Below are 14731 nucleotides of genomic sequence, written 5' to 3'. Positions count from 1 at the left end.
TTTTCAGCCCAGGCCTACGCGTCTTCGCAAGTGGACAAGAGCTACGGGAGAATCCGCGGCCAATTGATCTATCTCTGCAGAGTTGTCGGCTCTGCCGTTGAAATCGCCGACTTCCGGCCCAGTTCGCGCCGCAATCGTGCGTGGACTGCTCGCGTACATAATTTGCGCCGGAACCAATTTGAATGGCGACCGCCGCTGGTCATGCTCGATGTCGCTTCCCAGCGACGGTTGCTTGTCGGTTGCTCATCAACCGGGATTCACTGATGAGCTACCGTCAGCTCCTCATAGAAAGGAGCAATCCGAATTAGCGGATGTCGCAACTGCGTGTTGTTTGATCAACTAGAAGTCCTAGGTCTGGCGTAGTGTCCCGCCATGCGGAAGTGCAACATGCTACTGCTAATGGTACGGATCAGTTTGTAGTGAAAAAAGCTTCATCGAATCAACGGGCTAGCTCATCCATTGATAGAATGGGAATGACGCCAGGCTCGCCGGCGGCTCAAAAGCTTAGGCAGTAACGGCAACACGAGCCCCTGATTTCAGGGGCTTTTTTTCATGTTCACGAGAACAAAAAACGGAATCCTGAGAATGAGGAAAAGCAGGGCAATGACCCGAACGCGACGATTGTGCAGCACGCTGATGGGCATCGCATTGAGTTCCCTTGCTTGCGCACAGGGCCATTCCGTCGTTCTGGCCGACTACAACCATGCCGTCTGGACCGCGAGCGACGGCGCCCCCGTACACGTCGAGCGCATGACGCAAACGCCCGATGGCTGGCTGTGGCTGGGGACGCCRAACGGCCTGTACCGCTTCGACGGCGTGCGTTTCCACCCCTTCGTCGCAGCCAACGGCGAGCACTTGCTGAGCCCCCGGATCTGGGAGCTGGCACCCCAGCCCAACGGTGACCTGTACATCGCTTACGAGGCCCCGGGCCTGAGTGTACTGCACGCGGACGGCCGGCTTGAGCATCTCGCTCCGGGAACGAAGGAGAGTCCCGTCAGCAGGACCAATGACGTGGTACGCGACGGCGAAGGCGCGCTGTGGGTCGGCACATCCTCCGGTCTGCGGCGCCTGCAGCAGGGGCGTTGGTCGAAGCTGGGAGCGGCGCAAGGCTGCCCCGATGCGCCGTTGACGATCGCGCTTGATCGCAACGACCGGTTATGGGCCACCAATGGCCGTCACCTGTTCCGCTACGACCGGGACGCCGAGCGTTGCGTCCCCGCCAGCCTGACTGCACCAAACCGCGACGCTTCCGAAAAGATGCTGGGATTCCGGACCTCGCAGGACGGCCGGCTCTGGGTTGGAGCGGATAGCTATCTTGCGCTCGTATCGGCGCCGGCGCCCGGTGCTACCGCGCGGCCGGGCTACCTCAGCCAGGGATCGGGCAGTACCGCCATCTTCGACCGGGCCGGCAACCTGTGGGCACTGCGCTGTCCGACCGGCGTCTGCCTGGCCGCGTACGCCGGCGTGGACCAGGCGAGCTACATCGACGTGGCTGCGGCGACGACGAGCCGGCTCGACCAGCCTGGCCAGCTGAGCTCGCTGGCGCCGCGCGTGATCTTCGAAGACCGTGAAGGCGATATCTGGCTCGGTTCTGCGACCGGTATCGAGCGCTTCCGCCGGAACACCTTGCGCCCCTTGGGGCTGCCGGCCATCAAGGGAGATTTCCATGTCGCGCCCGACGCCGACGGCAGCGTGTGGGTGGTCGCTCCCCAGGAGATGCGGGGATGGCGCTACGATCCTGCGTCGCGCCGTCTCACGGCGTTGCCGGGCAAGTATCGCGGTGCCACGCTTGCGCCCGACGGTGCGGTCGTGCTCCTCAGGGAGGACGGCATTACGGTGCGCCGCGCCGGTGTCGAGACCGTTATCGACCTGCCGGGACCGCTGCCGATGGCGGCCTGGGCACGCGGCGACGGCCACCGGGTCTGGCTCGGCGGGGTAAACGTCCCGGTCCAGCTTTGGGACGGCCACGCCTGGCGGCCGCTGGCCGACCTGCCTGGCGCCGAATTCGTCTTCAGCACGGCGGGCCAGCCCGGCCAGATGTGGCGCGGACTCGCCGATGGCCGCCTGGTGCTGTTCGAGGGTGGCCGCCTGCGGGGGGAATACGGCCAGGCTGCGCTGGGCAACATCGGCCAGGCGACTTGCGTGGCGACGGCGCCCGAACTCGTCGTGGGCGGCGAAGCTGGCGTGGCAGTGTTGCACGAAGGGCGCTTCCGGCGCTTGCGCGTGGAGCGCGACGATGTGCTGCGCCGTGTCACCGGCTTCTTCGTGGCGGCCGACGGCACCCGCTGGCTGAACGGCGGCATCGGCCTGCTGCGTGTCGAAGCAAGCGATTGGCGCCGGGCGGTGGATAGCGGTGCGCCGCTGCGCTATGCCTTGCTGGACGCGCGCGACGGCTACTCGGGCACTGCGGCGGGTGTAGCGTCGTTGAGGTTGGTGGGCGAGCGCCTGTGGGTGACGACCACCGACGGCATCGTCGAGCTCGACCCGTCGCGGCGCGAACGCAATCCGCTGGCGCCGCAGCCCTTGCTGCTGGCGGTGACCGGGGATGAGCTTGCCTACCCGCTGACGCGCCCGCCGCTGATCCGCGCCGGCACCACGCGCCTGCGCTTCGACTTCACCGCGCCTGCGCTCAGCCGGCCCGAACGCATCGTCTTCAGCTACCGCCTCGACGGCGTGGACCGTGCCTGGCAGACCGGCTCCGAACGCAGCGCCACCTATACGGGGCTGGCGCCGGGAGACTACCGCTTCCGGGTGCGCGCCATGAACGAGGACGGCGTGTGGAGCGAAGGCGAACGGACTTTCGACCTGCACGTGGCGCCGACCCTGGTGCAGACCGCCTGGTTCAAGCTGGCGTGCGTGCTGGCCGGCCTGCTGCTACTCTGGCTCGGCTACCGCCTGCGCCTGCGCTTCCTGACGCGGACCTTGACCGAGCGTATGAGTGCGCGGATGGAAGAGCGCGAACGCATCGCGCGCGACCTGCACGACACCGTGCTGCAGACTTTCCAGGGTTTCGTGATGAAGGTGACGACGATCCTGCCCGCATCGGAGTCCGCGCTGGCGGACTCCTTGAGGCGCAGCCTGCGCGACGCCAAGGCCGCCATCGAGGAAGGGCGCGACAAGGTCGCAGCCCTGCGCGACGGCGCGCACCACGAGCCCTCGCTGTGCGACTATCTGCGCACGACGGGGGAGCAGGACGCCGGGCCGGGCCAGCACTTCACGCTGCGCTGCGTGGGCAGGGCGCGGGCGCTGCATCCGATCGTCGAGCAGGAGTTGTGCGCCATCGGCCGCGAAGCCTTGCGCAACGCCTTCCGCCATGCGGATGCAAAACTGCACGAAGCGGTCGTGGAGTACGGTGCAGGCGCCCTGGTGCTGACCGTGCGGGACGACGGCCGCGGTATCGACGCCGGCGCCAGGGACAAGCAGGGCCACTGGGGCTTGCGCGGCATCGAGGAGCGCGCCCGGCGCATCCATGCCGACGCGCGCCTGCGCACGGCGCCCGGCGCCGGCACGAGCTGGCGGATCGAAATCAAAGCGACACTGGCGTATGCGGACGTGCGCCGGGGCCTGCGCTGGCGCTGGCCCTGGCGACGCTGACGTTCAGCGGCTCTGGACGTCCGGGCTGGTACGCGACTCGAGCTGGGACGGCGCCGGCCTCACCGGCGCCTGGACGGCGGCGTGACGCAGGATCGACTGCGACTGGGACACCGGGCGCGTGATCGGCGAACGCTTGGCGCCGAGTGCGAAGTCGCTGGGCCGGTTCAGGCCCGTGGCCACCACGGTCACGCGCATGGCGTCGCCCAGCGACTCGTCGTAGACCGCGCCGAACTTGATGATGGCCTCGTCGCCGGTCTGCGAGCAGATCGCGTTCATTACCGCCTTCGTTTCACGCAGCTTCAGCGTTTCCTCGGATGCGGCAATGTTGACCAGCACACCGCGCGCGGCGCGCAGGTTCGAGCCGTCGAGCAGCGGGCAGGCAATGGCTTCTTCGGCCGCCTTGACGGCACGGTCTTCGCCGCTGTGCTGGGCGGAGCCCATCATGGCCATGCCGGTCTGGCGCATGACCGTGCGCACGTCTTCGAAATCGACGTTGACCATTCCAGGCACGGTGATGATTTCGGCAATCCCGGTCACCGCCTTGCTCAGCACATCGTCGGCGGCGGCAAACGCCTCCTTTTGCGTGATGTCGCCACCGAGGACTTCCTCGAGGCGGCTATTGAGGACGATGACGAGCGAGTCGACGCATCGGGCCAGGGTGGCGATGCCTTCTTCCGCTACGCGCATGCGCCGCGGACCTTCGAATTCGAAGGGCTTCGACACCACGCCGACGGTCAGGATGCCCAGCTCGCGCGCCACTTCGGCAATCACGGGCGCGGCGCCGGTGCCGGTGCCGCCGCCCATGCCGGCGGTGAGGAACACCATGTCGGCGCCTTTGAGCGCGTCGGCGATGATGGTGCGTTCGCGCGTGGCGCTTTCGCGTCCGACGATCGGGTCGCTGCCTGCGCCGAGTCCGCTCTCGCCGAGCTGGATCCGTTTTTCGGTCTTGGTGTTCGACAGCGCTTGCGCGTCTGTATTCGCGCAAATGAATTCGAAGGTCGACACTCCGGAGGAGGCCATATGGCTGACGGCATTGCCGCCGGCACCGCCAACCCCGATTATCTTGATGACCGTTGCCGGTTGGGGAATGTTTGTTTCGGACAAGGAATACTCCGTTTGAAATTGTGTGTTCGACCGGCTGTAATTGCTGCGCGACAAGCGCATGCTGGTGCCGAGCCTATTAGACTACTTGCTGAGGTGCGCACGCGAAAGTTTGAAAACGTTACATTCGAAAACAATTGTAATAACGCGTGCAATGGCGCCGAAACGCTGGTGTGCGCTTAGGTATGCAGCAAGGCCACGAACTGCATGAGCTCGTTTTCGCCAAGGTCCGACACCGCCGAGAAATTCATCCCGCCAGCGCTCCACCGGACCAGGTGATAGCCTTGCCTGTCTGTCATCTGCGGCCTTGAAGGCAGATCCTTGCCTGGCCAGATCGTCACATTAATCGGATGGCGATGGCGGCGGTAGACGAGGACCGCGACATTCTGGCCCGCCAGATAGTCGAGCCGGCCACCGATCAGCGGATATCCTTGCGCTGCGAGGTCGATGACTGGGGGAGCGAAGGCCAGCTTGCCGTTGAACCAGGGTTTGACGGTGTGCTGATCGGACGAGACAAGGTCGGTCAGGTGGTCGACTTGCAGGGACCGTAGGTGGCTTGCGACCAGTTCATCGGTTAGGATCTGTTGCGGCGACCGCGCCATGCGGTACTCGCCGACACCCCAGGCCAGGGCCGCTGCCAGCGCCACGGTGAGTGCCGCGGCGGTTTGCGGCCACCAGCTTCGCCGTGCAAGCGGGCTCGTGCGAGGCATCCGAGTGGACGGCAGGCCCGTGACGACCTGCGCGTGCAGCGCCGGCGGTGCGCTGAAATACGGCGCTTTCTCACGTATCCGCATGCCGGCGCTGCGTTGTTCCTCGATCTCGCGCCGGCACGCGAGACAGGTCTCGAGATGACGATCCACCGCGAGCGTGTCGACGATGCCCAGCTCCCGGTCGACATAGGCGGGCAAGAGTTGCTGGACCTCGCTATGCTCCATCATTCCCTCCGATAGCCTCGCCGAGGTTTCTCGCGAGAAGCTTGCGGCCCCGTCCCAGCCTTGACATCACCGTGCCGATCGGAATACCGGCAATCTCGGCGATTTCCTTGTACGACAATTCTTCCAGTTCGCGCAGGACGACGACCTCGCGAAATTCAAGAGGCAGGGCGGCAAGCGCCTGTTGTACGGCCCGATCGCAATCCTGTTGCATCAGCCGGGCCTCCGGATTCCCACGGGTTTCGTCCAGGCCGTGGAGTTCTTCGTCGAATGCCGTCTCTGGCGGCACGCCTTTTTCACGCAATCCGCTGTAAAAGGTATTGCGCACGATGCGAAGCAGCCACACGCGTCCGTCGCTGCCATGAAATCCTGAAAAATACTTGAACGCACGCATCGCGGCCTCCTGCACGACGTCCTGCGCATCCTCGCGGTTGCGGGTCAACCAGCAAGCGAGATTGAAGGCCGAATTCAGATGCGGCAGGATCAATTCCCGGAATCGCACTTCAAGGGCCGAGCTGTCCATACGCATCCTTCGCTTGTCATCCCATCAAGACTGCGCTCGCCTGGATTTTATTCYCGATTCGTCGGGTGGTCCGGGAATAAGACGTCGCTGCCGCCGGTATACGGCTTACCGATCCGATCGAATCGGGGATGAACATGGAGGAAGCAATGGAACACACTATCGACCGGCGCGATTTCCTCAAGCTGGCAGGGCTGGGTGGCGTGGTGTTTGCGTCCGGCCTGGCCGGCTGGGCCAGCGCAGCGACACCCGGAAAGGATTTTTATTTTGTTCAGCTGTCGGACGCGCACTGGGGTTTTGAAGGGCCGCCAAATCCGGACGCCCGCGGGACGCTGCCGAAAGCAGTCGCGGCCGTGAACAAGCTGGAGCCGCCGCCCGATTTCATCGTGTTTACCGGCGACCTGACGCACACGACCGATGATCCGGTGGAGCGCCGCAAGAGGCTGGGCGAATTCAAGGGGATCATCGACGGTCTGAAGGTCAAGGATCTGCATTTCATGCCAGGCGAGCACGACGCATCGCTGGACCATGGTGCCGCCTTCCAGGAATTCTTTGGCGACACCCACTACAGCTTCGACCACAAGGGCGTGCATTTCATTGTGCTGGACAATGTCTCCGACCCCGCGGGAAGAATCGGCGATACCCAGCTCGCGTGGCTGGCCAGCGACCTCGGCAAGACAGCAGCGAACCTGCCGGTCGTCGTGTTCACGCATCGTCCCTTGTTCGACCTGTATCCACAATGGGACTGGGCCACGCGGGATGGCGCGGCGGCTGTCGAGCTGTTGATGCCGCGCGCGAACGTCACTGTTTTCTACGGCCATATTCATCAAGAAAATCATCACATGACCGGCCATATTGCCCACCATGCGGCGCGTTCCCTGATCTATCCCTTGCCGGCGCCAGGATCGCAACCCAAGCGCGCACCGCTGCCATGGGATGCCGCGCATCCCTATCGCGGATTGGGATACCGCGAGGTGGCCGCGCAGCAGGCGGGGCAGGCCTTTCAATTGCAGGAATTCCCCGTCCAGGGAGGCTCGTCATGAAACCCTGCCTGCAGCGGCGCCTGTTCGTGCTTGGCACGGCGGCGGCTACCCTGAGCATGCTGGTTCCCGCAAGCGCGAGGCGCGAGCAGGAGCGCCTGGTGCAAGTGCGCGCCCGGCGATTCACGTTCGAGCCGGATGAGATCCGGCTCGCGCTTGGCGTACCGGTCAGCTTCGAATTCACTTCGCTGGACGTCCCGATGGGTTTCAATTTGCCGGACTTCGGTGTGCGAAGCGATATCCTGCCCGGTATGGTGACACGGCTCCGCCTGACGCCGGACAAGGCCGGTCAGTTCCCGTTTCATTGCGATATCTTTTGCGGATCCGGCCATGAAACGATGTCCGGAATGATTGTCGTGAGTTGAGGCGTGGTCCAGTCGTCCGCCCCGAATGTCCAGGATGTTCTAGAATTCCCCCGATCCATCTCGTCTGCCGCATGTGGTCTCGTCAGGAGGAGGGCATATGAACCTGTCGCAGGTGACCGTCCAGCCGGCTCCCAGGCCCGGCAGTTCATTCCACCAGGCCCTCCGCATCCTGCCGCGGCCGCGCCGCGCCGCCATGTTCGATATCTATGCTTTCTGCCGCGCGGTGGACGACATCGCCGATGGCGCGGCGCCGCCTGCCGAAAAGCGTGCGGCGCTGGAGCGTTGGCGCGAGGACGTGCACGCATGCATCGACGGCGCCGGCCCGGCGCATCTGGCGAACTTGCAGCGTGATATTGCCACCTTCTCACTCGCACGCCCCGATTTCGACGCCGTCATCGACGGCATGCTCATGGACGCACAGTCCGAGCCTATCTGCGCGCCGCCGGCGGCGACGCTCGACCTGTACTGCGACCGCGTCGCCAGTGCGGTCGGCCGGCTGTCGGTCAGGGTGTTCGGCCTGCCGGACGACGACGGCATCCTGCTCGCGCATCACCTTGGGCGCGCCCTGCAGTTGACCAATATTCTGCGCGACATCGACGAGGACGCCGGCATCGGTCGCGCCTATCTGCCGCGTGAATTGCTGATGGAAGCGGGTATTGCCCCTGGCGACGGCGGGTGGAAGGCGGCGGCGATCGCAGCCGATCCCGCACTGCCGCAAGCCTGTGTCCGGCTAGCCGGCCAGGCGCGCGCCTGTTTCGACGAGGCCACGAATGTCATGCGCGGTCATCGCGGCGGCTGCGTGCGGACACCGCGCATCATGGGCGCGGTGTACCAGGCGCTGCTGGCGCGCATGCTCGAGCGGGGCTGGGCCGGGCCGCGCGGCGCGGTCAGGGTCGGCAGCCTCGAACGGCTCGGCATCCTGCTGCGGCATGCCGTTCTATAGCCCATCATTTCTGTAAAGGAATCATGATGCGATATTCAGCGTTCCGGGCATTGCATGTGGGGACGGCGGGTGCAGGCGGGGTCGCGCATGAGGCGCGCAGCCGCGGTCTCGAGCAGGGAATCGAGCGCGCGCTCCGGGCGGTCCTGGCCGAGCAGCGGCCGGACGGGCACTGGGTCTACGAACTGGAAGCGGATGCCACCATCCCTGCCGAGTACGTGCTGATGGTGCACGCGCTGGGCGAGCCGGCCGACCCGGCGCTGGAAGCGCGAATCGGCCGCTACCTTCGCCGCAAGCAGGGCGCGCACGGCGGCTGGCCGCTGTTCCATGACGGCGCCTACGACCCGAGCGCCAGCGTGAAAGCTTATTTCGCCCTGAAAATGATCGGCGATTCGCCGGATGCGCCGCACATGGTCCGGGCGCGAGAGGCGATCCGGGCGCGCGGCGGCGCCGAACGCAGCAACGTGTTTACCCGCATCCTGCTGGCGCTGTACGGGGTCGTGTGCTGGGACGCCGTGCCGGTCATGCCGGTCGAAATCGCGCTGCTGCCGCGCTGGTTCCCCTTCCATTTGTCCAAGGTCTCCTACTGGACCCGCACCGTGCTGACGCCCCTGCTGGTGCTCGACGCGCTCAAGCCGCGCGCGCGCAACCCGCGCGGGGTCGGCATCGACGAGCTGTTCCTGGCGCCGCCGCGCGAGCTTGGCCCGGCAGCTTGCGCGCCGCACCAGAATCCGTTCTGGTTCGCCTTCTTCAGCAAGGCCGAGGCCTGCGTCCGACTGCTGCAGCCCGGCATGCCGGCCCGCCTGCGGCGCCGCGCGATAGCACGCGCCAGCAGTTTCGTACGCGAGCGGCTCAACGGCGAGCACGGGCTCGGCGCCATTTTTCCGGCCATGGTCAACGCCGTCATGATGTTCGATGCAATGGGCGTCCCGCGCGACGATCCGGATGCCGTCCGTGCGCGCCGTGCGGTCGACAGGCTGCTGGTGGACCGTGGCGACGAAACCTACTGCCAGCCCTGCTTTTCCCCAGTGTGGGATACCGCGCTGATGAGCCATGCCCTCCTCGAAACGGGCACGCCGGAAGCGCTCGAGGCGGCGCGCCGCGGCCTCGAGTGGCTGCGTCCCCTGCAGATCGTCGATCTGCACGGCGACTGGGCCGAGCGCCGCCCCGGCCTGCGCCCCGGTGGCTGGGCCTTCCAGTATGCGAATGCGCACTATCCGGACGTCGACGATACGGCGGTCGTGGCGATGGCCATGCATCGCTACGACCGGCTCCAGCCCGAGCCCGGTTTCCAGGACGCGGTCGAGCGCGCCCGCGAATGGGTACTCGGCATGCAGTGCCGCGGCGGGCGCCACGGGCACGGCTGGGGTGCCTTCGACCCGGAGAACACCCACCTCTACCTGAACAACATTCCCTTCGCCGATCACGGCGCGCTCCTCGATCCGCCCACTGCGGACGTGTCCGCGCGCTGCGTGTCGATGCTGGCCCAGCTCGATCCGGCTGCCTGCCGCGACCGGAAGGCGCCGGCCCGGCGTGCGCTGGCATGGCTGCTCGACGAGCAGGAAGCGTGCGGCGCATGGTATGGACGCTGGGGCATGAACTATATCTATGGCGCCTGGAGCGTGCTGTGCGCGCTCGGCGCCGCCGGCCTGGACATGAAGGACGAGGCGGCCGTGCGCGCCGTCGCATGGCTGGCATCGATCCAGAACGAGGATGGCGGCTGGGGCGAGGACGGCGACAGCTACCGTCTCGGCTACGACGGCCACCGGCCATTCCAGTCGACACCTTCGCAGACCGCATGGGCGGTGCTCGGGATGATGGCGGTGGGCGCGGTCGACTCGCCGGCCGTCGCCCGCGGCATCGCCTGGCTGCTCGAGCGGCAGCGCGAGGATGGCCTGTGGGACGAGCAACACCACACCGCGACCGGCTTCGAACGCGTGTTCTATCTGCGTTACCACGGCTATGCGCGCTATTTTCCCTTGTGGGCGCTGGCGCGCTACCGCAAGCTGCGCTTTAGCGGCGGCGGCAGGCCGGGGTATGGCATGTGAGGGACACGGGCGAGCGGGATGCCAGGGTCATCGTCGTCTGCGGCCTGGGCTTCGAAGCGGCGATCGTGTCCAGGCTGGGCGTGGCCACCGTGCGCGGGCCCGGACCGCAGCGGATTGCCGATGGGCTCGATGCCCTGCTCGCCGGGCAGGGCGGGCGCGCCGGGGACTGGGCCGGCATCCTGAGCTTTGGCTGCGCCGGCGCCACCGATCCCTCACTGCGGCCGGGTGACTGCCTGCTGGCGTCAAGCGTGTGGAGCGCGGCCGGGGCGTTTCCCGTGGATCGCGCCTGGTCGCGTGCACTGCGGGCCCGGCTGCTGCAGGCGCGCGAAGGCCTGCTCGCAGGGCTGGATTTCCCGCTCGCCACGAGCAGGGACAAGGCAAGGCTGTGGCAAGAGACGGGCGTGTGCGCGGTCGACATGGAATCGCATGCGGCGGCGCTGGCGGCGAGGCGTCATGGCCTGCCGTTCGCAGCCTGCCGGGTGGTGCTGGACCCGGCCTGGCGCAGCCTGCCCGCATGCGCCCTGGCCGCGATGCGCCCTGGCGGCGGCACCGATTTCCCGGCGCTCCTGCGCGGCCTCGCGGCGGCACCGCATGAAGCCGCCGCACTGGCCGTTTTGGCGCTGGATGCCTGGCGCGCGCGGCGTTCCCTGCGGCGCCTGGCCGTGCGGCTCGGCGGGGCGCTGGCGCCGCCGCGTTGAATCATTTTTTCTTGTCGGCGGGGCGGTCGTCCGCCGTGCCGCCTCCGGTCGCATTGCTCTTCTGGTCCGCCTCGTAGTCGGGCAGGGCCCGCGGCTGCTCTTCCTCGATTTTGGACTGCCGTTGCGCCAGCCAGGCGTCGCGTACGAACAGGTATTTGTCGAGGGCCGCCTGTTCCAGCAGATTGGTCGCGTTCAGGTAGCGGGCACGTTCGCTGACGAAGTTGATTCCCCACAATGAATTGCGAACCGCGGGGCGGGCGTAGTTGACGGGCGTAACGAACTGGTCGGCGCCGAAGCCGGCGGCGTCGCGGAAGGTGCTGGGCCCGAACAGCGGTAGCACCAGATAGGGACCGCTCGCCACGCCGTAGTGGGCCAGGGTCAGGCCGAAGTCCTGGTTGTGTTTGGGAATCCCGGCCGGCGTCGCGATGTCGAGGAAGCCCAGGAGGCCAAACGTGCTGTTGACGGCCACTCGCATCAGGTCGGACATGCCGTCCATGAGGCGAAGCTGGGCAAAGTTGTTGAACATGACCGGTACATCGCCCAGGTTGGCGAAGAAATTCGCGATGCCCGTACGGATCGGACTCGGCACGACGCGGTTGTAGCCGCGCGCCACCGGCTGGGCGACGGTGCGGTCGACGGCGTCGTTGACGCGCCAGGTGACGCGATTGAGCGGCTCCAGAGGATCGGCTGGATTGCTGCCCGGGCCGGTGGCGCAGCCACCCAGTGCGGCGAGGCCGGCGAGAGCGGCCAGGCGGATCGCGGGTGGCGCAGCGGAGGGTTGGATGTGTGTTCGCATACGGTTCTGGCCTTGGACGTTTCAGGTGGACGAAGGCGCGCGTGCGCTACTGGCCTGACGCTGCCGCGCGCGCGGCTGGCCCAGCAGGATGGGCTGGAAGAAGACGGCGCCGATCAGCGTACAGATCAGGGACAGCACGAGCAGCTCGCCCATGCTGGCGGTGCCAGGATGCCCGGACAGCCACAGGCTGCCGAAGGCAGTCCCGGTGGTGGCGGCGCTGACGACGATGGCTTCGGTCAGCCCGTGCTGGAGCAGAGCGGCTTCACCGCTGCGCCATGCCATTACATAGTAGATCTTGAACGCCACGCCCACGCCGAGCAGCAGGGGCAGGGCGATGATGTTGGCGAAGTTCAGGGATATRCCCAGCAGGACGCTGGCTTCGAGCGTGACGAGGCCCGAGACCAGCAGTGGCACCATGGTCCTCAGCACGTCGCCGAACTGGCGGAAGGCGAGCCACAGCAGCAGTGTAATCGTGAGCACGGCCAGCACCGCTGCCTGCACGAAGGCATCGACGATGAGCGAGGCCGCACCGAGCACCGAGATCGGGCCGCCGCTGGCGTCCGGCGCCACGCGCTGCACGGCCAGGGCGAAGCGGCGCAGGCGTGCGCTTTCCTCGGCGGCACTGTCCGCTTTTGCCCCGGTGGCGCGGCGGGGGCTGACGTCGACCAGCGCGCGGCCATCCGGGGTCATCCAGTTGTGCTTCAGCTGCCCGGGCAGGCTGGCGAGCGTCACCGGGGCGGCCTGCAGCGCCAGCTTGAGGCCGTCCAGTGCCAGCCGGAGCGGGGCGGCGATGGCGGCCTCGGCACGATCGCGCGCGGCRGCATCGGCACGCGCCAGCGCAGCCAAGGCATGGCTCAGGCGTGTGGCATGAAAGGCGCCAGGACCGGGATGGTCGAGTGCCGCGTTGCGCAGCGAGACGGCGGCGGCCTGTAGCGCCGCCACGCGGGTGCCGTCGGTGGCCGGAGGCAGGGGCTGCTGATACAGTACCGGCGTCAGGACGGCCGCGGTCGCGGCGATGCGCTGGAGCTTGGCGGGTTGCTGCTCCGGCACCAGACTGGCAAGGGTCAGCGCCTGTGCGACTTCCGGCAGTGTTTCGATGCGTGCGGCGACGGTCCGGGCCTGCTCCAGCGAGGGCGCCAGCACCTGGACATTGTCGAGGCCGATGTCGGTGCTGCGCGACAGCGCCTGCAGCGAAGTCATCGATTCGCTGCGGGGATCCTTCAGGTGCAGCGGATTGAAGTCGAATTCGAGATTGCCCAGCAGCGGCAATCCGGCGGCCACCATGGCCAGGGTGCCGGCCAGCAGCGGCTTGCGATGCGCCTGCAGCGCCCGGTCGACCGGCGCCAGCCGGGGAAAGCCCGGCGCGGTCCGGCCGGGCGGCGGATCGAGCAGCCGGATCAGCGCCGGCAGTACCGTCAGGCAGGAGGGCAGCGCCACGAACAGGATCCCGCAGCCGGCGATCTGGCCCAGCTCGGCAACGCCGCGGTAGGCCGTCGGCAGGAAGGCGAGGAAACCGAAGGCGGTGGCGATCGCCGCCAGCAGGAGCGGCAGCGCGATCGCCCGACCGGCCTCGTGCAGGGCCTGCGCGGTGCTGGTGCGGCGCTGGTGCATCTCGCGGAAGCGCACGCCGAACTGGATGCCGAAGTCGATGCCGATCCCGACGAACAGGATGGCGAAAGCGATCGAGATCAGGTTCATTGCGCCGACCATCATGATGCCCAGCGCCGCCGTCAGGGCTAGGCCGCCGGCCATGGTCAGGCAAACGGCCAGGATCAGTCGCCCGGAGCGCAGCGCATACCAGAGCAGGGCCAGCACCAGCAGCAAGGCGGCCACGCTGGTGGCCAATGAGCCTTCCTGCAGCGAGGCGAATTCGTCGTCCGACAGCGGAATCGGCCCGGTCAAGCTGACATTCGCCTGGTAGCGCTGGGCCAGGCGCAGCTCGCGCGCGCTGGCCCGGACCGCTGCCGCCGCCGCCGAGCCCGGCATCAGGTCCTTGAAGTCCAGCACTGGAATGACTTCGACCAGGCTGAAGGCACTGCCCGCCGGGCCGGTGTCGACCAGGTTCTGCCAGGAGAGCGCGGCCTGGCGTCCGGCCAGCACGCCTTCGACCGCGTCGGCGCTCTGCGCGAGCAGCGGCGCCATGCCGGGCAATCCGATCCGGCCGCTCTGCAGCGGCGCGCCCAGCGAGACCGACAGCAGGTTGGCCAGGCCGCGCAGGGAGGGATCGCGGGCCAGGGCGTTGAGCAGGGGGCGGGCATCGCGCAGGCCATCGGTCAGGCGGGACAGCTCGGCCTCCGGCACATAGAGCAGGCCGTTACGACGGAAGAAGTCCTCGCCCTCGCCAAGGCTGACAGAACGGAAGCGGTCCGGCTGCCGGCGCAGGCTGGCCGCCAGTTCCCGCGCCGCCTGCGCGGCCAACTCGGGCGCGGGGGCGCGCACGACAACCAGCGTCGTATCGCTGCGACCCGGGAAGGCTGCGGCGACGGCGGCGTCGCGTCTCGCCCAGGGCGCATCCGGATCCATCAGGCGGCCGACGTCCGTGGTGATGGCGAAATGGCCGGCGACATACAGGCAGGCACCGGCCACCAGCAGTGCGAACCCCGCCACGACGGCCCAGGCGTAGCGCACCGAGAGGTCGACGATCCTGGCGATCAGTGTGGTCAGCATGTGCTCGTGATAATGGAGTCTGGCTCATTA

11 protein-coding genes are annotated in these 14731 nt (G+C 67.3%); 6 read left to right on the top strand and 5 right to left on the bottom strand.

The genetic code is table 11. From position 1 onward, the window contains the following. The first annotated feature begins 648 nt into the window (after positions 1 to 648). Positions 649 to 3594, top strand: coding sequence for a sensor histidine kinase (locus AC1DIX_RS08725; protein ID WP_477323605.1), 2946 nt, complete (start codon positions 649 to 651; stop codon positions 3592 to 3594). 3 nt (positions 3595 to 3597) lie between these two features. On the opposite strand, the gene ftsZ is transcribed toward AC1DIX_RS08725, so the two are convergent. The 3 genes from ftsZ to AC1DIX_RS08710 form a co-directional block, all read right to left on the bottom strand. Further along, positions 3598 to 4758 carry a cell division protein FtsZ gene (ftsZ, locus tag AC1DIX_RS08720; protein WP_477323603.1) on the bottom strand — a complete coding sequence of 387 codons (1161 nt, stop codon included), beginning with the start codon at positions 4756 to 4758 and terminating at the stop codon, positions 3598 to 3600. 116 nt (positions 4759 to 4874) lie between these two features. Beyond that, on the bottom strand, positions 4875 to 5633 hold the full coding sequence (locus AC1DIX_RS08715) for an anti-sigma factor family protein (protein WP_477323601.1): 759 nt from the start codon (positions 5631 to 5633) through the stop codon (positions 4875 to 4877). Then, a complete protein-coding gene (locus AC1DIX_RS08710; RefSeq protein WP_477323599.1) occupies positions 5620 to 6150 on the bottom strand; it encodes a sigma-70 family RNA polymerase sigma factor in 531 nt (176 codons plus the stop codon). Before AC1DIX_RS08710 ends, AC1DIX_RS08715 begins: the two co-directional genes overlap by 14 nt. 146 nt (positions 6151 to 6296) lie before the next feature. On the opposite strand from AC1DIX_RS08710, the gene AC1DIX_RS08705 reads away from it, so the two are divergent. The 5 genes from AC1DIX_RS08705 (at position 6297) to AC1DIX_RS08685 (ending at position 11238) form a co-directional block, all read left to right on the top strand. Next, complete coding sequence (locus AC1DIX_RS08705; protein ID WP_477323597.1) at positions 6297 to 7190, top strand: metallophosphoesterase family protein; 894 nt, start codon at positions 6297 to 6299, stop codon at positions 7188 to 7190. Then, positions 7187 to 7552, top strand: a complete 366-nt coding sequence (locus AC1DIX_RS08700) for a cupredoxin domain-containing protein (RefSeq protein ID WP_442124370.1) — start codon at positions 7187 to 7189, stop codon at positions 7550 to 7552. Before AC1DIX_RS08705 ends, AC1DIX_RS08700 begins: the two co-directional genes overlap by 4 nt. Positions 7553 to 7649: 97 nt before the next feature. Further along, positions 7650 to 8495, top strand: a complete 846-nt coding sequence (gene hpnD / locus AC1DIX_RS08695; RefSeq protein ID WP_477323595.1) for a presqualene diphosphate synthase HpnD — start codon at positions 7650 to 7652, stop codon at positions 8493 to 8495. Positions 8496 to 8518: 23 nt separating this feature from the next. Continuing rightward, positions 8519 to 10540, top strand: coding sequence for a squalene--hopene cyclase (gene shc / locus AC1DIX_RS08690; RefSeq protein WP_477323593.1), 2022 nt, complete (start codon positions 8519 to 8521; stop codon positions 10538 to 10540). Then, the gene (locus tag AC1DIX_RS08685; protein WP_477323591.1) at positions 10537 to 11238 is read left to right on the top strand and encodes a phosphorylase family protein; all 702 of its coding nucleotides are present in this window, start codon (positions 10537 to 10539) and stop codon (positions 11236 to 11238) included. Before shc ends, AC1DIX_RS08685 begins: the two co-directional genes overlap by 4 nt. Before the next feature lies 1 nt (position 11239). Here the strand turns inward: AC1DIX_RS08685 and AC1DIX_RS08680 are convergent, their stop codons facing one another. Continuing rightward, positions 11240 to 12034 carry an MlaA family lipoprotein gene (locus AC1DIX_RS08680; RefSeq protein ID WP_477323589.1) on the bottom strand — a complete coding sequence of 265 codons (795 nt, stop codon included), beginning with the start codon at positions 12032 to 12034 and terminating at the stop codon, positions 11240 to 11242. A 21-nt stretch (positions 12035 to 12055) separates the two neighbouring features. Then, positions 12056 to 14701: a hopanoid transporter HpnN gene (gene hpnN / locus AC1DIX_RS08675; RefSeq protein ID WP_477323587.1), complete on the bottom strand. Its 2646-nt coding sequence runs from the start codon at positions 14699 to 14701 to the stop codon at positions 12056 to 12058. Positions 14702 to 14731: the final 30 nt, after the last annotated feature.

Source organism: Massilia sp. 05N420 (assembly GCF_056397205.1).
This window is presented reverse-complemented; position numbering and strand designations above follow the sequence as displayed.